Below are 26,956 nucleotides of genomic sequence, written 5' to 3' on the forward strand. Positions count from 1 at the left end.
CCTCTCGAAGTCTCAGCGGGGCTTTAATAAAAAATCTGAAGCTTAAAACCTACTCGTTCTCCCCAATCTTATTCACCATAAAAATCATCAGAATACCTAAAAACGCCATTACCAAAAACGCCCATTTCATACTCAGATATTCAGAGATAAAACCAACCATTGGCGGAACCAGAAGAAACCCAAGATAACCAATTGTAGAAATAGAAGTTAAGGCAGAGCCACTACTCAGGTTTGATGATCTTCCGGCGATACTAAAAACCAACGGAACTACACAGGAAACCCCTCCTCCTATTAAAACATAACCAAAAATAGTTGGATAAGCATACGGCAGGATAAAACAAATAGCGAAACCTACCGTAATCAGGATTCCGCTATAAAGCAAAATCTTTTTAGTTCCGAATTTCATTACGCCATAATCTCCAAATATACGTCCTAAAGTCACCGCTGTTGCAAAAAATACAAACGCAGCACTGGTTAATTTTGGGGAAGCTTTTAATATATTTTCAAAATAAATTCCACTCCAGTCATACATCGTATTTTCGCAAGCCATAGAAACGAAACAAATCAGGGCAAATTTTACCAGATTTTTTTCCGGCATCGAGAAGAACTTCTTTTTAACGGGAACCGGTTCGTTATGAATACTCAACGGGTAAAAACAAGCCGTCAGTGCCAGCATAAAAACACTTACTCCCAATAAATGATGAGATGGTGCAATATGCTGTGTTACCATTACGTAGCCTAAACCTGCTCCTGAAAAAACAGCAATACTCCAAACCGCATGAAAACGGGTTATGATTGATTTTGGGTATAATTTCTGCACTTCAAGGGATTGTGCGTTAATCGATAAATTGAAAATATTTCTGGAAGCTCCAAAAATTAAAAGTACAATAACCAGCTGCCATACAAAGGCAACTAATCCGGGTAAAGACAGTACAATATTAAACATTATAGCTCCCAAAAGCATGATGTAACGGCTGCTGTGTTTGTTTAATAATTTTCCGGTAAAAGGCATCGTCAGCATTAAACCAATCGGAAACGCAAATAAAACAGCTCCAAACTGGGCTTCGGATAAATGCAATTGTGCCTGAATATGCGGAATTCGGGATACCCAGGAAGAATATCCAAAACCTGAAAGGAAAAAAAAGACGGTATTAGCTATACGATAGCCTCTTGGAGTATTTTGAATTTTTTTGAAGAAAGGTAAAATCATTAAGTCATTTTTCAGATTGCAAAATTAAGGTATTTTCAACCAACATCCTTTCTTTTAACCTTTTTACATACAAAATTAGTATTTCAAAATTGTAAAGCTTTTTATGAGAACTTTTAAAGCTGAATTTTCTTAAAAAAAGTATATTTTTTGACAAATAAAGCTTTTTATGTGTAATGAATCTAAATAAAACTTGTTAAAGATATATTAATTTCTACATTTACACTGTTTTTATTAATTCTAAATAAAAATAAATTTCCTTAACCAAATTTAAAAATTATAATGAAGTATCTAAAACTGAAAACATTTCGTTTTCTATTTTCAATCAGTATGCTATTTTCAGCAATTAGCATGTTTTCACAACAAAACCACGGAAAGATAAAAGGAATCATTACCACATCTGACGGAGCTCCTGCTGCCGACGTAAATATCATCCTGAAAAAAACCAAATATGGTGCCGTAACCAATGATGAGGGTAATTTTGAGTTTAACAGAGTAGCTGCAAATACATATACGCTACAGGTTTCCTTAACAGGTTATGAAACTTTAGAGCAGGAAGTAAATGTTTCTGAAAATGAAACGACTACGCTTAATTTACAATTGAAAGTTTCAAATAAAGAATTACAGGAAGTTGTAATAAGCGGAAAAAAAAGCATTATGTCTAAAAAGACAGACTATGTTGCCAGAATGCCTCTCGCAAATCTTGAAAATCCTCAGGTTTACAGTGTGATTCATAAAGAACTATTATTGGAACAAGTAGCAGTAAATATCGAAACTGCTATTCGAAACAGCGCTGGTGCTGTGCCTGTAAGCTACCCTTCTGGTGGAATTGGAATCGGGTTCAGAGGTTTTACTGTTGGAGTTAATGCAAGAAATGGTATGGAAACCGTTACCGGACGTTCTTCTATTGATCTTTCAAACGTAGAACGAATTGAGGTTATGAAAGGCCCATCCGGAACTTTATTCGGTTCATCTGTATCTTCTTTTGGTGGTGTTGTAAACCTGGTAACAAAAAAACCTTTTGAAACTACAGCCTCAGAAGTAACTTACACTGGAGGAAGTTTTGGCTTAAACCGCCTTACAGCCGATGTAAATACTCCTTTAAACAAAGAAAAAACAGTACTATTCAGAATTAACCTTGCCGTAAATAACGAAAAAAGCTTTTTAGATTATGGTTTCAACAAGTCACTAGCTGTTGCTCCAAGTCTTACTTTTAAAGCAAACGACAAACTTACATTCAATTTTGATGCAGAATTGTATAATTCAAACAATACCAGACGAACATATAATACTTATGATGCAGCTTCTGGTATAAACAATCCGGAGCAATTAAAAATAGATTATAAAAAATCTATGTTCCATGATGACAATGATGCGAAAACTTCAGCAACCAAAATTTTTGCTCAGGCAGAATATGAAATCTCCGAAAACTGGAAATCTACCACGATATTTTCTTTCGTAGGTGAAGACGTAGAACGCAGTTATCAAAGCTACGCTAACTGGACCTCTCCAACTAATGCTTCCAGAAGAGTCGGGCTTTGGGGGCCGATCTTTAATAATTATACTAATTTGCAGGAAAACATCAATGGCCAGTTTTCTACCTGGATATTCAAACATAAATTTCTTGCAGGTATCAATTTAAGAAAATATGAATCTAACTTTTCAGGAGGAAGAACTGCTACAACCTATCTTGATAATATAGATGTAACTACCAACTTTGCCCCAATCAGAAGAAAAGCAGTAGATGCAGTATTAACGGTGACTACCTCTCCGGTTGGAGATCAGGAAACTTTTAGCGCCTATGTTTGTGATGTAATCAATTTTACTGACAGATTATCAGCTATGCTAAGTTTGCGTTTTGACAATTTTAACCGTGAGCAGGCAGGAACAACAACTGCATTTCACCAAAATGCTCTCTCTCCTAAATTTGGACTGGTATATGAAATTGTAAAAGATCAGGTTTCTATTTTTGGAAATTACATGAACGGATTCCAAAATTATGCTCCTGTAACACAGCCTTCAAGCGGTGAAATATTTGTATTAGACCCTGTATATGCCAATCAATATGAAGGAGGAATAAAAGCCGAAACTTTCAATAAAAAACTGAGTGCTACTGCCAGCTATTACAATATTACAATTGATAATGGTACCAGAACACTTGCAAATGGAGACAATATGCAGGATGTAAAACAGAAAAGCAAAGGAGTAGATTTTGAATTAATCGCCAAACCAATAAACGGATTAAGTATTATTGCGGGTTACGCATATAATGACAATCGCATTTTAAAAGCAACTAACACTGCACTTGAGGGAAATAAAGCAGCTAGTTCTCCTGAAAACGTAGTGAATTTTTGGACAACTTATACTTTTCAAAACAAATTTAAAGGATTAGGTGCCGGTTTGGGAGCTAATTATGTAGATGATAATTATTTCACCGTTGATAATACTTTTTACATGCCGTCTTACATGATCTACAATGCTACAGTATTTTACGATCAGCCAAATTGGAGAGTTGGTGTGAAACTAAACAATATAACCAACGAAAAATATTGGGATATTTGGGGAGCATCACAAGCACCAACAAATCTTTTGGTAAGTTTATCATTAAAATTTTAAAATTCCTTTAATTTAAAAACAAAACACCTCTATCTTTTAAGGAAAGAGGTGCTTTGTTTTTTTACCAACCTATTAGTTACTCAAATAATGTCATTTAAAAAACTCATACTTAAAATTCATTTATGGCTCGGTCTAAGTTCGGGAATAATAGTTGTTATACTTGGAATTACAGGCTGTTTATATGCTTTTGAAGAAGAACTAAGACCAATAATACACAGCTATTACTATGTAGATCAGGTAAAAAGTAAAAAGCTCCCGGTAAGCCAAATAATAATTATTGCAAAAGAAGCCAATAAAGCACATCCTGAACAGGTGATGTCTGGTTTTGATATGTTCAGGGACAAGAAACGAACAGCGGCTGTTTATTTTTATAAAGAGTTAGATGAAAAAGCATTTTGGTATTGGAATTTGAGATCAAGTACAAAAGTGTATGTAGACCCTTATACAGGTAAAGTAGAAGAAATAGAAAATCAAAACACAGAGTTTTTTGTTGTTGTAAGAATGTTACATCAATTCCTTTTTATGAGATATGAAATTGGAGATATCATTACAGGTACTGCAACTATCATATTCATCATCTCTCTCATAACAGGTTTAATTCTTTGGTGGCCAAAAAACAAAAGTGCCGCAAAACAACGCTTTTGGTTTCGCTGGAAAGATACAACGAAGTGGAAACGTAAAAATTACGATATTCATAACATAATGGGATTTTATTTTTTAATTTTTGCATTAATAATAGCACTTACAGGGCTAGTCTGGTCTTTTAAATGGTATGATAAAGGAATACAATGGGCTCTCAATGGAGGAAAAGACAGTAAAAAAGAAGTAATAGAATCTGATACTACACAATACACTGTACATAAGCCTATTGATCGAATATATGCCCAAATTAATCTATTACATCCTAAAGCGAAACGCCATTATATTTCTAATCCAACAGAAAATGATTCATTGGCACCTATTTATGCCTTTGCAGGATATGATAGCAGTTTTGATAATGTTTATATCAATTTTGATCAATATACCGGAAAACTCATCAAAACATCAACTTACCAGGATAAAGATACCGGACAAAAATTTAGAGCATTAAATTATGGAATTCACGTAGGCAGCATCCTTGGTTTTCCCGGTAAAATCCTGGCGTTTTTTGCCAGTCTTGTTTCAGCAAGCTTACCCATAACAGGATTCTTAATTTGGTGGGGACGCAGAAACAAAAAGCAAAAAAAATAATTTTACTCTTGATTTAGCTATAAAGTTTAGGGACTGTTTTAAATTTAAAAAACAGTCTCTTTTTTTGTTTGTATAGTTCTTCTATCATTTAGTATATAACCAATATGGCCAGCTAACAATTCCATCAAATACTCTTTTAGACGGAACAGTATTCTATGATCAGCTAAAATGGCGCTTAGGATTAAAAGTTAATAACCTGCTTAATGACGAAATGTGGGGAATCAACAATAATCCGTTAGCTCCAAGAAACGTTGCTGCTAACATAACACTAAAGTTTTAAGATTTTAAATATTCCTATATTTATACACTTCTATTTATTTATTTATTTATTTATTTATTTTTTTCTAAATAGAGGTGTTTTTTTGCAAACAATTCAATATTAAAGTAAAGAAGAAAATGATTTTCTTATTGTCTGAATAAAATTTTACATTTGCCTGTTTTCAATTCAAAGCAACTAATCTAACCAAATACCATGATCTTTTTTAATCTTCGAATGCAGCATTTTATTTATACAATTTGCTTGTTTTTAATTTCAGTTACAAATGTATTTTCCCAAAACAACGGTAAATTAAAAGGAATCATAACTACGTCTGAAGGTGATCCTGCTACTGGTGTGAATATCGTGCTTAAAGGCACAAAATATGAAACAATTACAAATGAAGAAGGTGCTTTTGAATTAAACAGAATAAAACCAAATAATTATATTTTACAAATCTCTTTGACCGGTTATGAAACTTTAGAACAAACTGTAAATGTTAGCAGTGGCGAAACAACTTCTCAAAATTTACAATTAAAAGTTTCTAATAAACAATTACAGGAAGTAACCATATATAATAACAACAAGGTAAAACTTTTCCCGAAACAAAGCACTTATGTTTCTAAAATGCCTCTGAAAAATATTGAAAATCCACAAGTATATAACGTAGTTACATCTGATTTATTAAAAGAACAGGCTATAACCAATTTTGAGGATGCTTTAACAAATGTTCCTGGAATTCATAAATTATGGGAATCTACAGGTGCTGCCGGTAATGGAGGGTCCTATTATACCTTACGTGGTTTTGAAACACAGGCAAAAATTGTAAATGGATTACCAGGATTGACAAACGGTAGCCTGGATCCTGCAAATATTGAACGAATTGAAGTTATAAAAGGACCATCAGGAACTTTATTTGGCAGTAGTCTTGTTTGTTATGGCGGATTTATAAATACCGTTACCAAAAAACCGTATTCGGGTTTTGGTGCAGAAGTCTCTTATCTTGCCGGAAGTTTCGGTCTTAACAGAGTTACTGCAGATGTAAATACTGCTGTAGATGAATCTGATAATGTTGCTATAAGAGTCAATGCAGCCTTTCAGACTGAAAACAGTTTTCAGGATGCAGGTTTTCGTACTTCTTATTTTTTGGCCCCTGTCCTATCCTACAAGGTCAACGAAAAATTATCTTTCCTCATTAATACCGAATTTATGCAGGAAGAAAAAACTACACCTACAATTTTATTTTTGGGAAGAAGCAAACCATTACAATTCAATAATCTTGACGAGTTAAATTATAATACAAAGTTATCTTTTACTATCAATGACTTATCCATAAAAAACCCGAAATACAATTTGCAGGCATTGATGAATTATAAAATATCAGATCAATGGACTTCGCAAACAGCATTATCCAGAGGATCTACAAAATCAAAAGGCTACTATTCTTATATTAATGATAATCAGAATGGAAATGGTGACTTTGGAATTATTATTACAAAAGAAGACTCTTTCACTACAACTACTGATATTCAGCAAAATTTTGTTGGTGATTTCAAAATTGGCAACATGCGAAACCGTATTGTGATCGGACTTGATTATTTTCAAAAAAACGTAATGTACGGAGGCACCGGATGGGTAGGAGTTTATAATGTTACCCCTCAGGGAGAAGTCAGACAGTATGATGAAAATAATCCAAATTATTTAACGCAGTCATCTGTTGATAAATTACTTTCGACTACAGACACCAGTAATTATAATTCGAGAAATAGTACCTATAGTGCTTATGCTTCTGACGTAATCAACATTCTTCCTAAATTGATTGCGATGGCAAGTTTACGTATTGACTATTTTGATAATGAAGCTGACATTACAAATGACAAGGATGACTATGATCAAACGGCATTATCTCCTAAATTTGGCTTATTATACCAGCCAATTGAAGATAAGCTGGCCTTATTTGCCAATTATATGAATGGTTTTAAAAACGTTACTCCAGGTAATAGCCCAACTGGAATTCAAAACTTCGAACCGGAGCATGCTAATCAATTAGAGTTTGGAATCAAGGCAAATCTTTTAAAAGATAAATTAAATGCAACGATAAGTTATTATGATATCAAAGTAGCTAATTTATTAACTGCTGATCCTTCTGATGTAACCAGAAGTTTACAAGGCGGTGAAGCTCAAAGCAAAGGTTTTGAATTTGATTTGAATGCTTCTCCGGCAAGAGGATTAAATATTATTGCCGGATACAGTTATAATGATAGTAAAGTAACTAAAGGAGATATAGGCAATGTATGGCTGGAAGAAGGCAAAAGACCTATGTGGTCAGGTCCGGAAAATTTAGTAAATCTTTGGGCCACCTATAAATTTAATAATGGAATACTAAAAGATTTTGGTTTAGGCTTTGGAGGAAATTATGCCAGCGAAAATGCAGTCGTAAATAGCGAGATTCTTGGCAAATTTGTATTGCCATCTTATACCGTGATAAATGGATCTGTATTTTATGGCTCAAACAAATTCAGGGCTGCTTTAAACATCAATAATATTGCAAACAAAGAATATTTTAATGGTGGATGGGCAACTGTAAATCCTCAAAAACCGAGAAATGTTGTGGCGAGTTTTACCTATAAATTCTAAAAAATGAATATCTTAAAAGGAACTAACGTAAAAAGTTAGTTCCTTTTAATTTTTAAGTTTACTTGGTAAATACCCCAAAGTCTTTTTGAAAGCTACTGTGAAATGGTGGGGATTTTTGTATCCTAATTCTTCTGATACAATACACACCGGCATTCCTTTTTCTATCAGCTGCTTGGCATATTCCATTCTGACATGAGTTAGATAATTGAAAACAGTTGTGTTAAAAACCATTTTAAAGTATTTTTTGATTTTAAAATTGTTCAGGCCAACCTGAGCAGCGATACTGGCCAGTGTATGTTTTTCCTTAAATTGTGTTTTTAAAATATTTTCCACTTCAAGAATTTTCAAATAATCGCAGGCACTTAATTCAATACTCAGTGGTGTATTTTCTTCCTCGTTGATTATGGTAAACAAATACGACAGAATCTCCACCATTTTTGATTCTAAAAAAGCCTTTTTAATCGCTCCTGAATAACTGCATTGCAAAATATCCTCAATTAAAGCATTCAGTTTGGGCGAAATACTTCTGCTCTTTTCCCACATTACATATTCTGTCTGATTCGCAATGGCTTCAGCCAATAATGGAATTGTTGTTTTTAAATTTGGATAAAATAACTTGTCCAGATATTCTGCTGTAAATGTAATTTCGAGTGTTCTCCTTCTTTTCGTTTTATAGTTCAAAACACCTTTAATTTTAGGCAAATAAAACAGGTTGTAATGCCCCTGTGGAATATAAATCCCTCTTTTCTCTGGATTTTCCGGGCAATATTCGTTATCGCCTTCCATTTCAATATGAAGTTTAACAAACGAAAAATCATGCTCTACTTCTATCGAATACGACTCATTCTCCATTGTTAAATCTCTGGCAACAACATGAATTCCGTTGAGCATAATATCGGTTACGATACCTTTTATGCCTTTGTTGTCAAAGTTTATTTTTTTCTCGATAAGGTCTTCTTTATTAAACTGAATAGGGTCATTTATTACAACTACTTCCTTTTTAAAAATGTCACTTCTCATCATTGTTTTCATCACCAAACTGTATTTATGCATTCAAGTAATTAATATTAAAACATCCTTTCAAAATCTTAACTCTTTGATTTTATAGCAGTTTTCACTTAATCCCTTTTGCGTTTATTTTAATCCTTATTGCGTTAATTATGTTTTTATTAACAAATTACTTTTGCGTAAAATTATCAATTTATAACTAATCTAAATAAGAATACTATGTTTTTTATGAAACCCAGACTGAAAAATTTGTTAACTAAACCCATTTATACAGCATTATTTTTCTGCTTTATAATTACCAACATTTACGCTCAGCAGAAAAACGGAAATATACTAGGAACTGTTATTACTTCTGATGACAAGTCCGGAGAGTCAGTAACTGTTCTCATTTCACAATTAAAAAAATCTGATATTACGGATGAAAACGGTGTTTTCCGTTTCAAAAATATTCCGGAAGGTAATTACGATCTACAGGTTAACGTAAAAGGCTATGAACCAATCACCAAAAACGTAACAGTATCTGCAGACCAAACGACCGAAGTTTCAATTCAGCTTAATTCTTCATTAAGAGAATTACAGGAAGTTGTGGTAGTTTCGGGTGCGAAAAAATTTGCTGAAAAGAAAAGTGAATATGTCGCAAGACTTCCAATCAGCAATCTTGAAAATCCGCAGGTTTATACGGTAGTGCCCAAAGAGCTTTTTCAGGAACAAATCGCCGTTGATTTTAGAAGTGCGCTTACCACAGCACCCGGATTAAGTAACGTTACCCAAAGTGTAGGTTCCGGAGGAGTTGGACTAAGTTTAAGAATGCGTGGTTTTAGCGGTGCATCTGCTGCAGGTTCTATCCGTAACGGAATGAGTACTAACTGGGTAACAATGACTGATCCAGCTAATTTAGAAAGTATCGAAGTTATCAAAGGACCATCTGCTACATTATTTGGTTCTCAGCTAACCACTTATGGAGGTCTTATAAACAGAGTTACCAAAAGACCTTTTGAAACTACAAAAGGAGAAGTAAGCTACACTACCGGAAGCTGGGCTTTGAGCCGAACAACTATTGATTTTAATACCGCAGTTAATGAAGATAAAACAATGCTTTTTAGAGTTAATGCAGCTTTAGACAATCAAAGAAACTGGCAGGATTATGGAAAAAGTAAGACCTTTTTTATAGCACCTTCGTTCACATACATCGCCAGCGACCGTCTGACTTTTGATGTTGATGTCGAAATGTACAGTGGAAGCCGTAATTCGAGTTACATAGGACTTGGAAATTTCACTCCAACTTCAACAGTAAAAAGTTTTGACGACATGAATTTTGATTTCAAAATATCATATACAACCGATGACTTGCAGTCTGAAGCTAAAACTACCAACGTTTTTGCCAGAGCAACCTATAAATTATCTGAACAATGGACTTCGCAAACTAATCTATCAAGTGCTTTCACCGATAATAAAGCAAACTATTTATTCCTGTTGATCAATAATAATCCGGATGCTGCAGCTCCACCTCTATTGCAGCGTCGTATAATGAATATTAACAGTACATTCAAAACAACAGAAGTTCAGCAAAACTTCATCGGAAATTTTAATATTGGAAGTATCAAAAACCGTTTATTACTCGGATTAGATTATACTACAATTGGTACTGTAGATAGCCGTTGGATGATCAATTCATACGATGCCGCTGTCGGAAATCCTTTAATCACAATTAATGAAGGACCAGGCTATGACAACTTTATCAATTATGAAAAATACAAACAATTGATTGCCGATCAGACAGAACCGTGGGTAATAAACAACAGAGATCTAAGAACTACAAGTGCTTATGTGTCGGATGTAATCAATTTTACAGATAAATTAATTGCTATGGCAAGTGTTCGCTATGATCATAATGAAGACAAAATTGCTAAACGTAATCAAAACTTTTTTTCACCAAAAATGGGTATTATTTATCAGGTTGTAAAAGATAAAGTTTCTCTTTTCGGTAACTATATGAACGGTTTTACTAATACAGGATTAGGAGAAACAGGCACGGGAGAGAAAATTGATTTTAAACCTGAAGAGGCAAATCAATTGGAAGGTGGAGTTAAATTAGAATTACTAGGCGGAAAATTAAACGGGACTTTAAGCTATTATGATATTAAAGTTAAAGATAAACTTCGTTGGGAAGGTTCAAATCAGATTCAGGATGGAACACAAAGCAGTAAGGGTTTTGAGGCGGATTTAATCGCTAATCCATTTAGAGGTTTCCACGTAATCATGGGATATGGATACAATGAAAGCGAATTTACATCAGGATCTGCAAAAGGTAAAGTACCTTACGGTGCACCGAAAAATGTGGCTAACCTTTGGATGAGCTATAAATTATTAGATGGAAAAGCAAAAGGTCTTGGATTTGGATTTGGAGGAAACACACAAAGTGACAGTTTTGCTAATGATACAAATACATTTACTGTAAATGGTTACACTGTAATGGATGCAACTGTTTTTTACGAAAAACCTAAATTCAGAATCGGTTTAAAAATAAATAACATTGCTAACAAAGAATACTGGACAAACGATTACTGGAGTACTATGATGCCTACAAGACAATTGGTTGCCAACTTTACTTTCAAATTTTAATTAATAGAGAATTAGTATATTTTTTTTTCCAGGCTAACAATGATTTATGTCTTTGTTAGCTTGGTTTTTATCATTTTGCAAACATGACAAATAATCCAAAAAAATCAATTCAAAATAAAAACTCCATGCAAAAAAACAAATGGAGCAAACTAAACCATTGGCTTCATTTATGGTTAGGGCTCTCTTCGGGAATTATTGTATTTATTGTATCCCTTACCGGTGTATTATTTATTTTTTGTGATGATATTATAGACGGATTGGCTTATGATTCTTTACACGTACAGGAGGTAAAAGAAAAAAAATTAACTCCCGAAGAAATTTTAAAATCTTTTAAGGAACAATTTCCTGACCGGAAAGCAAGTTATTTTATTACCTATCGGGATCCGGAAAGAACCATTAAACTGGCTTCCTCAACCAAAGAAAGGGATTTACAGTTCTCGTGGATCGATCCTTACACCGGAAAAGTTTTAACTTCCGGCAAGGCATATGATTTTTTCTACGTCATTGCACATATCCACAGTGGTCACATACCTTTTGGAGATACAGGCAATCTGATTGTAGAAATTTCGGTCTGGATTTTTTTGATTGAACTGATAACCGGACTTATATTGTGGTGGCCAAAAAAATGGAACAAATCGACCAGAAAACAAAGTTTTAGTATAAAATGGAAAGCGACTTTCAAAAGACTGAATTATGATTTACACAATGTGCCGGGTTTTTATAATTTATTGCCGGCATTATTAATAACCATTACAGGACTCATCATTGTCAATAAACCATTAGGAAATACTACTCAAAAAATATTCGGAGGTACTACAAAAGCATATTCTCAATTGCGTGATATCAAACCCGAATATGACAGTACCAAAACATTTGCTCCTGTAAGCCCTGTTATTGAAAAATTATTTGCAAAACAAAAAGAAGCCAAACAGGTCAAACTATCAGTTGCTTCAAAAGACAGTATCACAACTTTATATGCTGCAACTGGGAAAAATATTGGATTAAAAGGTATAGAAAATGGGAAAACTTTTGCCATAAACCGCTACACAGGACAAGAAATGGAAATCCCGGTAAAAATAATGAACGGTCTTGAAATTGATGACTGGACTATGAACCTTCATATAGGCTTCTGGGCCGGATGGCTCGGAAAAATACTCACTTTACTTGTAGGCCTGATTTGTATGTTCCTGCCTGTAACCGGTTTTTTAATTTGGTATGGAAGACGTAATAAAAAGAAAAAAGAACAATTAAATTAAACACAATGAAAAAAATCCTCCTGATACTTTTTGCCTTGCTTCAATATGCAAATTCCTTCTCTCAGGATAGCATTGTAATTGGCAGTAAACATCGTATTTTTTCTAAAGCATTAAACGAAGAACGTAACTTCTGGGTCTATCTTCCACCCGATTACAACTCTAAAAAATTTGCACCTGCTAAATATCCTGTGGTTTATTTACTGGATGCCGAAAGTAATTTTCATTCGTTTACGGGACTTCAGCAATCGTTGGCAAAAGGACCTTATGCCATGATTCCGCAAATGATTGTGGTCGGAATTACAAACACCAATCGCACGCTCGATCTGACTCCCACAGAAAGCAACCGTACGGCTTTTTATGATAAAACCAAGAAGTTTTTTAAACAAACAGGCGGGAATAAAAATTTTATAACCTTTTTAGAAACAGAATTACGCCCTTATATCAATTCGCATTACAGGACTTCAGACTACAATATTTTAAATGGTCATTCTTTTGGCGGGTTAACTGCAACCAATATTTTGCTTCATCATACAAAATTGTTTAACTCATATGTTATTATTGACCCGAGTCTTTGGTGGGATGATGAAATTATGATCAAAAAGGCGGACTCTATTTTTAATAAAAAAGATTTTGAACAAAGAAGTATTTATGTAGCAATGGCCAATAAAATCAGTATTCCGCAAGACACTACCACAGATATGGCAAGAGGCATCCGAAAATTTGAAAAATTATTGAAAGAAAAGAAACCTAAAAACTTGCGATGGAGTTTTAAATTTTATGAAAATGAAGACCACGGAACAATTCCAATTCCGGCTGAATATGATGGCTTGAGGTTTATTTTTAAAGAACATCTGGTTCAGGTAAAAGAAGCAGTGCAAAATCCTGGTCTTGTTGAAGAACAATATAAAAAGCTTTCAAAAGATACTGGTTTTATTTTCCTTCCAACAGAAAGTTACCTGGACTGGATGGGTAATTTTTGTCTTCAGAATGATAAAATAAACCAGGCAATTTCATTTTTTAAATTAACTGAAAAGTATTATCCGTTTAGCAAAAATGTTTATTTGTCATTAGAAGCAGCATATTTAAAGTTGAATAATAAATCACTGGCAGACAAAATGAGGAAAAAAGCAAATGAGCTTTAATTTAGCAAAATAATCTTTCAAAATTAAAACTGATCAGGTGTTAATTAATTTGGAAACAGATTAATAATAACTTTATCCATTTTTATTCTAAATAAAAATTGTTAAACAAATATTAAATTTTACATTTGCACTTTATTTTTATAAAGTCTAAATAACAAAAGTAAATTTAATCCTAAATGAATAAATTAAATTATCTATCAAAATTCTTATTCGTTTTTGCCATTTTATTGATGTCAATTACTACTTCTTTTGCCCAGGGCGGTACGATAAAAGGAACCATACAAACTAGCGATGATAAAGCTGCAGAAGGAGTTTCTGTTTCTGTAAAAGGGACTAACAAAACTACAATTGCAGATAACAACGGTGTATACGAAATTAAAAATGTTCCTGCAGGCACACAAACATTAGTGGTTACTCTGGTTGGTTATGATGACATCAACGAAGAAGTAACCATTACTGCCGGTGAAATTACTACTACTGATTTAAAACTAACTTTATCAAATACTGAGCTTAATCAGGTTGTGGTTTTGAGTAACAAGAGTGCTTCTAAAACCAACAGAATTTCATCATCACTTCGATTGCAGTCTGCCATAATCGAAATCCCGCAAAACATACAAGTTGTAACCGGAAAATTGATGCAGGATCAACAAATTTTTGATATGCTTGAAGGAGCTACCAGAAACGTAAGTGGTGTTACAAGAGTAGAGCACTGGGATAATTATGCAAACATTTTTATGAGAGGTAGCCGTGTAAATCCTTTTAGAAATGGAATGAATGTAAGTACTACCTGGGGACCATTAACTGAAGATATGAGCATGGTAGAACGTATAGAATTTGTAAAAGGGCCTGCAGGATTCATGTTATCAAACGGTAACGCAAGCGGACTGTATAATGTGGTAACTAAAAAACCAAGCGGACGTAACAAAGGAGAAGCTACTCTGACATTAGGAAGTTTTGATTTATACAGAGCTACTCTTGATTTGGATGGTAAACTATCAAAAGATGGTAAACTATTATACCGTATTAATGTAATGGGACAAGAAAAAGGCAGCCACCGTAAATTTGATTACAATAACCGCTACTCATTTGCACCTGTCTTAAAATACTTAGTTGACGATAAAACTGCGATTACTTTAGAATATACACACCAATTTTCTCAGGTAAATATGATTGGAACTAATTATGCTTTCTCTAAAAAAGGATATGCTGATTTACCAAGAAATTTTACTACAGGTGAGGCCAATTTTGATCCGACAAATATGAATGACAAAAGTCTTCTATTGATTTTGGATCATCAAATAAATGATAATTGGAAATTCACAGGACAAGGTGCTTACTTTCATTACACCCAGGTAGGAATGTCAATGTGGCCGGATGCTATTACAGGTCCTGATGAAAACATAATGACAAGACGCGTTTACATATCTGAAGATTATGCTGTAGCAAAAACAGGACAATTTTTTGTAAATGGTCAGGAAAAAACAGGTTCTGTTAACCACAAAATACTTGCCGGAATCGATTTAAGCGATAAAATCAATTACTATGACTGGACACAAAGTGCTTTATTAACAGACTTAGACATTTACAATCCTGTTTACGGAACTATGACGGCTGCAAATATGCCTGTATTTGACAGAAGCGTAGACATAAAAGTAAGAGGACTTCAATATAAAAATGCTTACAATGCATTTTATGTACAAGACGAACTTGGTTTTCTTGACAACGCTCTTCGTTTAACAGTTGCCGGTAGATACACTACCTTAAAAACGGCAAACGTATATTCTGGACAGTTCAAAGACAGTAAATTTACACCAAGACTTGGATTGAGCTGGTCAATTAATCAAAATACTTCTCTTTACGCTTTAAGAGACGAATCGTTTAATGAAAATTACGGAGTTGATTGGCAAGGCAATACTTTTGATCCGCAAACGGGTACAAATTATGAACTGGGTTTCAAAAAAGACTGGATGAATGGAAAATGGAATTCGACCTTTGCAATATATCAAATTACAAACAATAATATAATTGTTCCTGATACTGAACATATAGTAGGTGGACAACCAACGAGTAAACAAAGTGGACAATCAAAAGTGAAAGGTTTTGAGGCAGATATCAGAGGGGAAATTTTAAAAAACCTTGATGTTGTAATTAACTATGCTTTTACTGAAGGAAAAATCACCAAAGACAGTAATAATGATTTGGTTGGAGCTCAACTTTCCGGAACTGCAAAACATGTTCAAAATACCTGGTTAAACTACAAAATTGACAATGGTGCTCTAAATGGTATCGGACTTTCTTTAGGATACCAATATCAGGCAGACAGAAAGCCTTGGTTTGCTTCTAACGACGAAACACAATTACCGGATTATTTCCGTTTAGATGGTGGTGTAACTTATACTAAAAACAAAATAACATTCAATATTTTAGTAAACAATATTTTAGATAAATATTTGTTTTCCGGAGGATATTACACTTACAACCAAACTTATTACTGGCAATCAGAACCGGGAACAAACGTTCGTTTATCTGTTAGCTATAAATTCTAAATAATACACAAATCCCTTAAATTAATTTTTAAGGGATTTTATTATAAAAAAATAATTTTAAATCTTATTTATCATGAAATCAAACACTTTAAAAAAAATAGCCTTTGCTGTTCTAATGCTTGTCGCAAGCCCTGCCCTATTCGCTCATGCCTTATGGATTGAAACTAAAGCTAACGGTACAAAAGGCAAAGCTCAGGAAATATCAGTTTACTTTGGTGAATACTCAGATAATGATATTACTAAAGCAGATAAATGGTTTTCAGATTTAAAAGATTTTAGTTTAGTAGTTATTTCTCCATCAAAAAAAGAAACTAAGCTAACAGCAAAAGCCCTTGAAAATAAATACCAGGCCTTTTTTACGCCCGATGAAGAAGGTGTTTATACGATTGTAATGCACCATACAGTGAAGGATGTTTATGGCACAATGAAACTTGATTATAATTCAAGCGCTACTGTTACAGTTGGTACTGCCGCTGCAGGAAACGAAGCTACTGCTAATTCAAATGTTATTAGTTTATTTTCAAAAGATGTAACCAGTGCAAAACAAAAAAACAAAGTAACTGTAATTGCTTCATATGAAGGAAAAATTGCAAAAGAGCAAAAAATGAAAGTAATCGCTCCAAATGGCTGGGAAAAAGAATTGTGGAGCAATGAAAATGGCGAAATATCTTTTACACCAATCTGGTCTGGTAACTATATGGTAGAATTTGCCTACACTGAAAAAACAGCAGGTGAACACAACGGTAAAAAATATGATGAAGTCTGGAAAATGGCAACTTATTTAATTGCTGTAAAATAATTCGTTCATTTACTTTAAATTCTAAGCCTTGCTATTTGAGCAAGGCTTTTTTTATAACTATTTTTAACTGATTTAAATAAACAGAATTAAAATTTTAATCAAAAATTAAGTTTATTTTAATGTTTTTTTAATGTAGATAACCCTCTAAATATTTTGTTAAAGCATTAACCTGTCTCTATATTTGCAGAAAAATTATCTTTATTAAATCTAAATAAATAACATGAAGAATAAATTACTGCTGGTCTTATCATTTGTAAGTTTCATTTCCTTTAGCCAAAACAGAAAAGACTCAGACAACGATACTGCTTCGGCAATTAATGATACTGTAAAAAATAAAAAAGGCGAAGTTCTTAATGAAGTTAAAATTACAGCCAACAAACCCAAAAAACCAATTTCAGCAGCTCGTTCCGGAATTAAAGTTATGGATTTGCCTCAGAGTGTTCAGATTATTGGAACTGAGGTTATCGAACAGCAACAGGCTATTCGTTTGAGTGATGTTATCAAAAATGCCAATGGTGTTTATGTAGGTTCTGCCCGTGGTGGTGCACAGGAATCATTTTGGTCAAGAGGTTATTCAATGGATGCCAATAACATGTTTAAAAATGGTTTCCGTTATAATGCAGGTTCTATTCCAGATGTTGCAGGTTTAGAAAAGGTAGAATTTTTAAAAGGAGGTTCAGCATTATTATTCGGAAATGTAACACCTGGAGGAATTCTTAACCTGGTTACCAAAACTCCAAAGTTTACAGAAGGCGGAGAATTATCCATGCAAATGGGAAGCTATGCTTATTACAAACCTTCTATTGATTTTTATGGGCCTTTAAATAAATCAATTGCTTATCGTATTAATGCTTCTTACGAAAATTCGGAAAGCTTTAGAGATTATGTAAAAAATGATCGTATTTATTTTAATCCTTCCCTATTATTTAATCTTACTGAAAAAACTCAAATCACATTACAGGGAGATTATTTAAGTGCCGACTGGACACCTGATTTCGGAACCGGAATCGTTGGAAAAGAAATTTTAGATTTACCACGTAATCAGTTTTTTGGAGCGCTATGGTCAACAGGAAACACAAAATCTGCAAGTGCATCGTTATTGTTTAATCATAACTTCAATGATAATTGGAAATTAGGCTTCAATTCTTCTTTTCAAACATATAGAAGAACCCAAACATCAACTGCACAATTATCTAATTTAGTCTATTCTACAAACAGTACTACAGGCGCAACAGAAGTTTTGTGGAAAAGAGGCTTAACAAAAGCTGATGCCGGAGAAAATATATTTGCAGACCAATTGAACCTGCAAGGTATTTTTAACACAGGAAGAATAAAACATCAAATTTTTACCGGGGTTGACTACGAATACTCAATGGCACCAAGTTATACTTTTGGTTTCTTTAAGCCTGGGACACCTACAGTTCTTATAACGACAGAAGAAACAGCTGTAAATATATTAAACTATGACTATAGCACACAAAGCCTTAACGTTCCTTACAGCAACAGAATAACTCAATTGGCTACAACAGACGCAAAACGTTTTGGCGTTTTTGCACAAGATTTAATTTCTATTACAGACCACATAAAATTTTTAGGAGGAATCCGTTGGTCATGGCAGGAAAGTCAGGTTAGTACAACAAAAGTTGCAACTCCAACAACTGCAGCAAAAGTCTTAAACAGAGCTTTTTCTCCAAAAGCAGGATTGGTTGTTCAGCCCAATAAAGATATGTCAATCTTTGCCAGCTACTCAAATTCATTTACACCTAATACAGGAACAACTGTTGATTTAAAACCACTAAATCCATCTATAATTGATCAGTACGAAGTAGGTATCAAAAAAGACTTCTGGAAAGGGGATTTAAGTACCAACGTAACAATCTATATGATTGAAAACAACAATTTAGCACAAACCGCACAATATCAAGCTGATGGTGTTTCTGAAAACGTAAATACTAATTTAAAAGAATTAGTTGGAGCTACAAAAGGAAAAGGTATTGAAATCGATGTTACTGCAAGACCTGTAGATGGTTTAAACATTATAGCCGGATATAGTTTTAATGAAACTAAAGTTTCAAAATCATCCGGAACAAGCGGAAGTTTAGTTGTTGGTGATATCTTAGCAAGAACACCAAGACATACTGCAAATTTGAGTTTCTTCTACAAAATACCTGACGGAATATTAAAAGGATTTTCTTTTGGTGCAATTGGAAATTATATCGGAGACCGTACAGGAGGCTGGAATGACGATTACTTATGGACAGAAAACAAACCTTCAACTAATCCAAAAACATATACTGTAACAATCAGGGATCGTGATATTCCATTGGAAGGTTATACAACAATTGATGCTACTGTAGGTTACGAATGGAAAAAAATATCTCTTTTATGTAAATTATCTAATCTTACAGATGAGTTAAACTATACAGTACACGAGAATTATAGTACGAACCCTATTGCTCCTCGTCAGGTAATGGTGAGTTTAAAATACAAATTATAGCCTAAAATCAGGTTTTAGCTTTACTAAAAAACTTTTTCTGCCTCTTTCATTTTTGAAAAGCAGAAAAAGTTTTTCTTTTTTTTAATGTATCCCTCCCTCCTATTTAAATAATACAATCCATTTAAAATATCTTTTGCATAACTCGGTATTAAAGGTATTTTTGCAGAAAGTTCTTTCAATTATTATAAACCTTTAATTTAATAAAAAATGCCTAGCCCGGTTTCAGAATGCCTTTACTGTCAAAACAACGACACTTTACACCAATTAATGATAAAAGTTACAGATCTAAAAGTATCCCAGCTTTTCCTTTTTAAAGAACAATCATACGCAGGCCGCTTAAATGTTGTTTACAAAGATCATGCAGTTGAATTTTATGAATTAAGCGACGAACAGCGTAATTTATTCATGGAAGATGTCGCTACGGTAGCAAAAGCCATTGCAAAAGCCTTTAATCCTGATAAAATCAATTACGGGGCGTTTAGTGACACCCTATCGCATCTACACATGCATATTGTCCCAAAATACAAAGACGGTTACGGATTCGGAAGCGTTTTTGAAATGAACCCTCAAAAAACCTATTTATCTGATGCAGAATATAATGTTGTTATAGAAAAAATTAAATCGAATTTGTAATTCTGTTTAAAATTATATACAAAAATAATCATGTAATAATAGCCGTAATTTTTGAAAAAGAAATTTTGAAGACTTAAAAAATCACAAACAAATAATTTTAAATAAAAACGATATGTTAACCAGACTTACAATTTTATTATTTTTTATTTCAACTTCATTTATAAATGCCCAAATCTATACTCCAAGTGGTACACTGCAAGGTACGTCAACAAATAATAACGTGGGAATAGGAACCAATAACGCAACAACAAAACTTACAATTCAGGCAGGTCCAGACGGATATGCAACACCATTGAAAGCTATAAGTATTTTGGGACCAAACTCCCCGGCAAATGCAAATTCTGCTCAGGATTTAAGTTGGGATTTTGCTGCAGCAGGATCATCAGCTATAAGAAGCTACAGAGGAAGTGGTTTTGATACCTATTTACAATTTATGACTAACACCCAATTTGGGGGAAATGCACCACAAGTGCGAATGCATATTGGTGGAGACGGCAATGTAGGTATTGGAACTTCTACACCCGAAGCTAAATTACATGTAAAAGGAGATTTACAAAATAATGGAAATATACTTCTCGGTCATACAGGGGAAATTAATTACATATCTTCACGTGAAGTGGATCAAGTGTTAGGAATCAGAGGGTCAAATTTTATAAAATTTGCCACTTATAACGGCGATTGGAAAGATCGAATGATAATTAACAATATTGGAAATATAGGTATTGGAACCACAAATCCGAATACTAAATTACATATTATAGGTACTCAAACGATAGAAGACTCCACATCCCCAGCAATAAGTTTTACAGGAGGAGCTTCAAACGGGACAGTTGGTGCATTTGGAGATAATATAAGAATGATAAATTTCTCAGCTTTTGGAACAACAACTCTACAAGGCAATGGAAATATAGACATTAAAACAGAAGGCGGGTATAGCATAATATTTGGGACAGCAGCAATTGAAAGAATGAGGATTCTCTCAAACGGAAATGTTGGAATTGGGACTTCTACACCCGAAGCTAAATTACATGTCAAAGGAGATTTACAAAATAATGGAAATATACTTCTCGGTCATACAGGAGAAACTAATTACATATCTTCACGTGAAGTGGATCAAGTGTTAGGAATCAGAGGATCAAATTTTATAAAATTTTCCACTTATAACGGCGATTGGAAAGATCGAATGATAATTAACAATATTGGCAATATTGGAATTGGTACAACAATTCCAGATTCAAAACTGACAGTAGCCGGAAACATACATTCTCAGGAAGTAAAAGTTACTATGCAGGCAGGAACAGTACCCGATTATGTTTTTACCAAAGAGTATCAGTTAAAATCTTTAGACGAAGTAGAAGCTTACATCAAACAAAACAGTCATTTACCTGAAATCCCTTCGGCTAAGGAAATAGAAAAAAATGGTTTGATGCTTGCCGAAATGAATATGAGCCTACTAAAAAAAATTGAGGAATTAACACTTTATTCAATTGAGCAAAACAAAAAAATTGAAGCCCAATCGAAAGAAATTGAGACTTTAAAAGATTTGGTGTTGCGCCTAGCAAAAATTGAAAACGACCTAGCCAAAAAATAATTACCAATAAAAATAAATATGCAGCCTAATCATTTAGTTGTTTAGGCAGCATTTTTTTAAATAACTCCCATCTTTTGCATTAAGAATGTAGCACTTTTATTTTTACAGATTCCGTTGCGGAGTTTGTAATCAAAATGTAAATCATTGTCTTTTATTTCGACTTCAAAACACTGATTGGTTAAAATGTCAGGATATTCATTTGTGGTCAGGCAAACTTCAATATCATGTGTTGCGATAGCTCCAATTGCATTTTTAGCAATCACCTTTTTAACCACTTCAATTGTTCCGTTTCGCTTGTCATCAGAGTTGGTTCCTCTTAAAATTTCATCCAGTAAAACAAAAGCCGGTTTCTCTTCCAAAGCATCCATAATTTGTTTTAAACGTTTGATTTCTGCAAAAAAGTAGGACTCACTATCGGCTAAGGAATCTGACAATCGCATTGAAACTAAAACCGGAAGTGGGTGAATTTTAGCTTCTGAAGCACAGACTACTGATCCTATTCCGCCTAAAACCATATTTACACCCAGACTTCTTAAAAAAGTACTTTTTCCGGACATATTGGAACCTGTTAAAATCATAAACGATTTCGGATAAAAATGGGTATCGTTCCCAACTCTGCTCACCGGATTTAATAAGGGATGACTCAGATTTTTAAATCCTATTTTATACTCTGAATTGATTTCCGGAAACACAAAATCAGGATTATTGTAAGCCAGATTAGCCAGACTGTTTAAAGCTTCAAACTCACCGATTACGTCAATCCATTTTTCAAGCTGATCGGCATAATCTTCTTTCCACTTCAAAAGTGCTTTTAAAACATGAAGATTAAATAAAAAGCTTCCATTAAAGAGAATCGCTGTCACAAGATTACTAATCGTATCCATTCTGGAAAACAACTCCGAAAGCTGTTTTAAATGTGAACTGGCAGATGCTTTTTTAAAAGTAAGCTGTTGCTGTAAGTCAATTAATTTTTTAGACTCAAATTTTTCTAATTCAATCTTCTCAACTAATAAACCGTATTGTTTTATTATTTTATCAATATTATCTGCTTTGGCGATTTCAGACTGAATACGTTTTAATGCTCTTCCCAGAACGATTAGATTTCCTATAAAAGTATAAGTCAGATATGATAACAGGATTGTTTTTGAAGTAATAAAATAAGCTGCCAGAAAACCAAAAAACAATGTTGGCAAAACTATCGATAGTATATTTAAAACTTTAGGTAAAGAATTATTTCTAAATGATTTCCAATACATTAATGACTCATATGAATCTTTACTGTCATGACTGACAATCCCAAGCGCATTAAATTCCTGACGCCATTCTATTCTTGATGCAAGCTCTTTTATTGCTTCCTGATTTTCAAGAATAGTTTCATTAGAGTTCAAATTCAATAACTGATTTGCTAATGTTTTTTTTCCGATAAAAGTAGCTGTTCTGTTTAAATTCTGAAACAAGGAATGCTCTCCGAAGATATCCAAATCGTAAGCATACGGATGATGAAAATCGTTAAATTCAAAACCATTTTCAAAAGGAAGCTTTTCTCTTTTCAGAAAAGAAATTTCATTTTCATTGATTTTTAAAAGAGCCGTTAAAAGTTGTTTCTGAAAAGACAAACGCGAATGAACACGCATTAAAAAAATAAAACCAACAAAAAACAATAAAGCACCGATTAAATATAGAATCTTATCTGTTTTGATGTAATAAAACATCTGAAACAAAAAAACAAAAATACTTAAGAGCCTTAAAAGACTAATGCTGTTAAATTTTTTATTGGTTTTATTTAATGACTCAGTATAATAGGAAACCCTGTTTTGATAATAGTCCATCTCTGTAATTTAGTTGAACCACAAATATAGGTTTTACCATTACAAAAAGCATTTTTATTACTTTGGAAATTAATCTTCATGCATTACTAACACCGGAATAGAAACCTCTTTTGTAATTTTTTTGGTAAAGCTGGAATCAAGAAGGCTTTCAAAAAAAGATCTTTTGTGTGTAATCGTAGTCAGAATATCGATGTCTTTAAAAAGTATAAAGTCTAATATTGTTTCTTTGACATCATCACTTGGCAATACCAAAAATTCTACATTTTCGCTGGCAAACTCAGCTTCCCATTCCTTAATAGTCTGATGAGAAACATCAGAAACAGAGGTTTTAACATATAAGCTTCTAACTTTAGCATTCGTTTTTTTAGCTATTTTTAATACTTTCTTCAGTTCTTTTTTGTCTTTTTCACGATAACGGGTTGTAAAACCAATTACTTTTATCTTTTTGAATTTAGCATCAATCGGAACACATAATACAGGAACTTCAACCCCTGAAATTACAGAATTTGTATTAGAACCTGTAAAAAACTTCGTCCAGTCGGATACTCCATTTGTTCCCATAATTACAAAATCTATCTGATCTTCTTTGACAGCATTTTTTAGATTATAAAGCAGGTCACCATCCATCAGACGATGCCTGATTACGATTTCATCCAAATTACGTTCTGCTGCAATAGTTCTTAACTTTGGAATTTCATCTTTGAAAACTTCAAATTTGGCTAATTCTATTGAACTGTAAATTGCCGCATAATTTTCCGGAAAAAACTGACTGTCATACACAGGAATTTCAAAAGTATGCAGCAAAATAAGTTCTCCGTTGACAATTTTTGCAAATTCTAAAGCATGAACAAATGCATTTGTAGCTGCTTCAGAAAAATCGGTTGGGAATAATATCTTTTTCATTTCATCTCTGATTTATCAGGTTTGTTACTCAAATTTAGTCATTCTAAGCCCAAAACAACCTGATAATTATCAGTTATTTAACAGTTAATAATTTCTTAATCTATAAGATTTTACATGTCCGAATTAGCTTTTTCACAAAGCTGTTCCGTTCGTAAAATTGCGCCTTTTTTTATACCTTTGCCTTATGATAAATCAAGATTCTATAGTCGCTTTGGCTACTCCATCCGGAGCAGGAGCTATTGCCATAATTCGTATTTCAGGTGCTGAAGCTATCTCTATTGGAAATTCAGTTTTTAAATCCATAAAAAACAAAGATTTAACGAAGCAAAAAACACATACACTCCATTTAGGACATATTGTCGATAACGAAAAAACGCTTGATGAAGTTTTGATATCTGTTTTTAAAGGCCCAAATTCGTATACGGGCGAAGACACTATCGAAATATCCTGTCATGGTTCAACTTATATTCAACAGCAGATTATTCAGTTATTGTTACGAAAAGGATGTCGAATGGCTGATGCGGGAGAATTTACGCTAAGGGCTTTCCTAAACGGAAAACTGGATTTGTCGCAGGCAGAAGCCGTTGCCGATTTGATTTCTTCTGATAATGAAGCTTCCCACCAAATTGCGATGCAGCAAATGCGTGGCGGTTTTAGTAATGAAATTGCGAAATTGAGAGAGGAACTTTTAAACTTTGCTTCCTTAATTGAACTTGAACTTGATTTTGCAGAAGAAGATGTAGAATTTGCAGACCGTACACAATTTCATGAATTATTAAACCGAATTGAATTTGTATTAAAACGTTTAATAGATTCGTTTGCGGTTGGAAATGTCATTAAAAATGGTATTCCGGTTGCAATTGTCGGAGAGCCAAATGTTGGAAAATCAACCCTATTAAACGCCTTACTTAATGAAGAACGTGCAATAGTATCTGACATTGCCGGAACAACGCGAGATACCATTGAAGATGAACTGGTAATTGGCGGTGTTGGATTTAGATTCATAGATACTGCCGGAATCCGTGAGACTAAAGACGTGGTAGAAAGCATCGGAATCAAAAAGACTTTCGAAAAAATAGATCAGGCACAAGTTGTGATTTATTTATTTGACGGTTTAAAATTCAAAGCGTCCAGTTTAGAGTTTGTTTCTGAAATAGAGCAAATTAAAAATAAATATCCTTTAAAACCTTTAATTATAATTGTAAATAAAAAGGATATTTTGTCTGAAGAAGAAGTTTCTAATATTACTCATAAACTAAAAAATTTAAGCGCTAAACTTTTATTAATATCTGCAAAACACAAAATTGGCGTTGACGAAATGAAGAATGAATTATTATCATTTGTAAATACAGGAGCATTACGTAACAATGAAACTATCATCACAAACACAAGACATTATGATTCATTACTAAAAGCTTTGGATGAAATACAAAAAGTAAAATTTGGTCTTGAAACAAATCTTTCGAGCGACCTTATTGCACTGGATATTAAAGAAGCTTTGTATCAATTTGGACTTATCACAGGTCAGGTCTCTAATGACGAATTACTGGGTAATATATTTGCCAACTTTTGCATCGGGAAATAGAGAGACAAAATAAAAACAAACAAACGAGTTAAAGTATTGATAAGAAATATTTTAACTCGTTTTTTAATTTCGTTTTCTTTTGGATATTTGGTGATGTTTTGATTAAAATTGTACCTCATTTGTACCTCGAAAACACGAGGTACAAAAAATATTTTTTTTGACCAGATAATAGCACACATAGTCACAGTGGGACACTTAAAGTCACATTCTATGAGTTCAAACATTAAGATTAAAAGAATCTGTGAATTCTGTAAAAATGAATTTACAGCCCGCACCACAAAAATGCTCTATTGTTCTCTTAAATGCAGCAGCTGGGCCTTTGATATTCTACTTAATACAATAACTGTTAATTACCAGTCAATATTAAACTATTTTGATCAGAAGTACAAATGCTTCGGCAGAATCTTTTAATGCTAAAATAAAGGCTTTTAAAGCGCAGTTCAGAGAAGTTAGAAATATAGATTTCTTCTTATTCAGATTATCCAATCTTTTTGCCTAATCCCCAACTTTTGCACATGATCCTAAATGATTCGCTTTTTTTAGTGTAACATCTATCATAAGAAGTCATTATCATGGAAAGATCAAATCCATATTTCATA

The 26,956-nt window shown here is 33.4% G+C and carries 17 protein-coding genes; 12 read left to right on the top strand and 5 right to left on the bottom strand.

Annotated features, from left to right (window positions below; translation table 11 throughout):
- Positions 1-49 precede the first annotated feature (49 nt).
- Entirely contained in the window at positions 50-1,210 is a 1,161-nt protein-coding gene (locus tag GWR14_RS22865) for an MFS transporter (RefSeq protein ID WP_163411461.1), read from the bottom strand.
- 279 nt (positions 1,211-1,489) lie between these two features.
- Between GWR14_RS22865 and GWR14_RS22870 the strand changes: the two genes are divergently transcribed.
- From GWR14_RS22870 to GWR14_RS22885, 3 genes are all read left to right on the top strand, one after another.
- Positions 1,490-3,823, top strand: coding sequence for a TonB-dependent receptor (locus GWR14_RS22870; protein ID WP_163411462.1), 2,334 nt, complete (start codon positions 1,490-1,492; stop codon positions 3,821-3,823).
- An 87-nt stretch (positions 3,824-3,910) separates the two neighbouring features.
- On the top strand, positions 3,911-5,053 hold the full coding sequence (locus GWR14_RS22875) for a PepSY-associated TM helix domain-containing protein (RefSeq protein ID WP_163411463.1): 1,143 nt from the start codon (positions 3,911-3,913) through the stop codon (positions 5,051-5,053).
- Positions 5,054-5,525: 472 nt separating this feature from the next.
- Positions 5,526-7,946, top strand: a complete 2,421-nt coding sequence (locus GWR14_RS22885) for a TonB-dependent receptor (protein WP_163411464.1) — start codon at positions 5,526-5,528, stop codon at positions 7,944-7,946.
- Positions 7,947-7,991: 45 nt separating this feature from the next.
- Here GWR14_RS22885 and GWR14_RS22890 read toward each other — a convergent pair whose 3' ends face one another.
- Complete coding sequence (locus GWR14_RS22890; RefSeq protein ID WP_163411465.1) at positions 7,992-8,978, bottom strand: helix-turn-helix transcriptional regulator; 987 nt, start codon at positions 8,976-8,978, stop codon at positions 7,992-7,994.
- A gap of 195 nt (positions 8,979-9,173) precedes the next feature.
- Here GWR14_RS22890 and GWR14_RS22895 point away from each other — a divergent pair, with 195 nt between their 5' ends.
- From GWR14_RS22895 to GWR14_RS22920, 6 genes are all read left to right on the top strand, one after another.
- A complete protein-coding gene (locus tag GWR14_RS22895) occupies positions 9,174-11,576 on the top strand; it encodes a TonB-dependent receptor (RefSeq protein ID WP_163411466.1) in 2,403 nt (800 codons plus the stop codon).
- A 125-nt stretch (positions 11,577-11,701) separates the two neighbouring features.
- Positions 11,702-12,832 (top strand): PepSY-associated TM helix domain-containing protein, encoded by a 1,131-nt coding sequence (locus GWR14_RS22900; RefSeq protein ID WP_163411467.1) that lies wholly within the window; start codon positions 11,702-11,704, stop codon positions 12,830-12,832.
- 5 nt (positions 12,833-12,837) lie between these two features.
- Positions 12,838-13,974, top strand: a complete 1,137-nt coding sequence (locus GWR14_RS22905; RefSeq protein ID WP_163411468.1) for an alpha/beta hydrolase — start codon at positions 12,838-12,840, stop codon at positions 13,972-13,974.
- Between the two features lie 176 nt (positions 13,975-14,150).
- Entirely contained in the window at positions 14,151-16,520 is a 2,370-nt protein-coding gene (locus GWR14_RS22910; RefSeq protein ID WP_163411469.1) for a TonB-dependent receptor, read from the top strand.
- 73 nt (positions 16,521-16,593) lie between these two features.
- Positions 16,594-17,319: a hypothetical protein gene (locus GWR14_RS22915; RefSeq protein ID WP_163411470.1), complete on the top strand. Its 726-nt coding sequence runs from the start codon at positions 16,594-16,596 to the stop codon at positions 17,317-17,319.
- A gap of 220 nt (positions 17,320-17,539) precedes the next feature.
- On the top strand, positions 17,540-19,816 hold the full coding sequence (locus GWR14_RS22920; RefSeq protein WP_163411471.1) for a TonB-dependent siderophore receptor: 2,277 nt from the start codon (positions 17,540-17,542) through the stop codon (positions 19,814-19,816).
- 23 nt (positions 19,817-19,839) lie between these two features.
- On the opposite strand, the gene GWR14_RS22925 is transcribed toward GWR14_RS22920, so the two are convergent.
- Positions 19,840-19,995 carry a hypothetical protein gene (locus GWR14_RS22925; protein ID WP_163411472.1) on the bottom strand — a complete coding sequence of 52 codons (156 nt, stop codon included), beginning with the start codon at positions 19,993-19,995 and terminating at the stop codon, positions 19,840-19,842.
- A 28-nt stretch (positions 19,996-20,023) separates the two neighbouring features.
- On the opposite strand from GWR14_RS22925, the gene GWR14_RS22930 reads away from it, so the two are divergent.
- Positions 20,024-20,449 (top strand): HIT family protein, encoded by a 426-nt coding sequence (locus GWR14_RS22930; RefSeq protein WP_163411473.1) that lies wholly within the window; start codon positions 20,024-20,026, stop codon positions 20,447-20,449.
- A gap of 112 nt (positions 20,450-20,561) precedes the next feature.
- The gene (locus GWR14_RS23970) at positions 20,562-22,040 is read left to right on the top strand and encodes a tail fiber protein (protein ID WP_246236375.1); all 1,479 of its coding nucleotides are present in this window, start codon (positions 20,562-20,564) and stop codon (positions 22,038-22,040) included.
- Between the two features lie 56 nt (positions 22,041-22,096).
- Here the strand turns inward: GWR14_RS23970 and GWR14_RS22940 are convergent, their stop codons facing one another.
- Together GWR14_RS22940 and GWR14_RS22945 are read right to left on the bottom strand one after the other, a co-directional pair.
- Positions 22,097-23,869: a MutS-related protein gene (locus GWR14_RS22940; RefSeq protein WP_163411474.1), complete on the bottom strand. Its 1,773-nt coding sequence runs from the start codon at positions 23,867-23,869 to the stop codon at positions 22,097-22,099.
- Positions 23,870-23,938: 69 nt separating this feature from the next.
- Positions 23,939-24,772: a universal stress protein gene (locus tag GWR14_RS22945; protein WP_163411475.1), complete on the bottom strand. Its 834-nt coding sequence runs from the start codon at positions 24,770-24,772 to the stop codon at positions 23,939-23,941.
- Positions 24,773-24,956: 184 nt separating this feature from the next.
- Here GWR14_RS22945 and mnmE point away from each other — a divergent pair, with 184 nt between their 5' ends.
- Complete coding sequence (gene mnmE / locus GWR14_RS22950) at positions 24,957-26,357, top strand: tRNA uridine-5-carboxymethylaminomethyl(34) synthesis GTPase MnmE (protein WP_163411476.1); 1,401 nt, start codon at positions 24,957-24,959, stop codon at positions 26,355-26,357.
- Positions 26,358-26,956: the final 599 nt, after the last annotated feature.

Origin of the sequence: Flavobacterium ajazii, from assembly GCF_010614725.1 — a bacterium.
Lineage (GTDB): Bacteria > Bacteroidota > Bacteroidia > Flavobacteriales > Flavobacteriaceae > Flavobacterium > Flavobacterium ajazii.

Bases quoted from the DNA above. Each gene is read 5' to 3' on its own strand.
- GWR14_RS22865 (WP_163411461.1), bottom strand. From the start codon at position 1,210: ATGATTTTACCTTTCTTCAAAAAAATTCAAAATACTCCAAGAGGCTAT.
- GWR14_RS22870 (WP_163411462.1), top strand. From the start codon at position 1,490: ATGAAGTATCTAAAACTGAAAACATTTCGTTTTCTATTTTCAATCAGT.
- GWR14_RS22875 (WP_163411463.1), top strand. From the start codon at position 3,911: ATGTCATTTAAAAAACTCATACTTAAAATTCATTTATGGCTCGGTCTA.
- GWR14_RS22885 (WP_163411464.1), top strand. From the start codon at position 5,526: ATGATCTTTTTTAATCTTCGAATGCAGCATTTTATTTATACAATTTGC.
- GWR14_RS22890 (WP_163411465.1), bottom strand. From the start codon at position 8,978: ATGAAAACAATGATGAGAAGTGACATTTTTAAAAAGGAAGTAGTTGTA.
- GWR14_RS22895 (WP_163411466.1), top strand. From the start codon at position 9,174: ATGTTTTTTATGAAACCCAGACTGAAAAATTTGTTAACTAAACCCATT.
- GWR14_RS22900 (WP_163411467.1), top strand. From the start codon at position 11,702: ATGCAAAAAAACAAATGGAGCAAACTAAACCATTGGCTTCATTTATGG.
- GWR14_RS22905 (WP_163411468.1), top strand. From the start codon at position 12,838: ATGAAAAAAATCCTCCTGATACTTTTTGCCTTGCTTCAATATGCAAAT.
- GWR14_RS22910 (WP_163411469.1), top strand. From the start codon at position 14,151: ATGAATAAATTAAATTATCTATCAAAATTCTTATTCGTTTTTGCCATT.
- GWR14_RS22915 (WP_163411470.1), top strand. From the start codon at position 16,594: ATGAAATCAAACACTTTAAAAAAAATAGCCTTTGCTGTTCTAATGCTT.
- GWR14_RS22920 (WP_163411471.1), top strand. From the start codon at position 17,540: ATGAAGAATAAATTACTGCTGGTCTTATCATTTGTAAGTTTCATTTCC.
- GWR14_RS22930 (WP_163411473.1), top strand. From the start codon at position 20,024: ATGCCTAGCCCGGTTTCAGAATGCCTTTACTGTCAAAACAACGACACT.
- GWR14_RS23970 (WP_246236375.1), top strand. From the start codon at position 20,562: ATGTTAACCAGACTTACAATTTTATTATTTTTTATTTCAACTTCATTT.
- GWR14_RS22940 (WP_163411474.1), bottom strand. From the start codon at position 23,869: ATGGACTATTATCAAAACAGGGTTTCCTATTATACTGAGTCATTAAAT.
- GWR14_RS22945 (WP_163411475.1), bottom strand. From the start codon at position 24,772: ATGAAAAAGATATTATTCCCAACCGATTTTTCTGAAGCAGCTACAAAT.
- mnmE (WP_163411476.1), top strand. From the start codon at position 24,957: ATGATAAATCAAGATTCTATAGTCGCTTTGGCTACTCCATCCGGAGCA.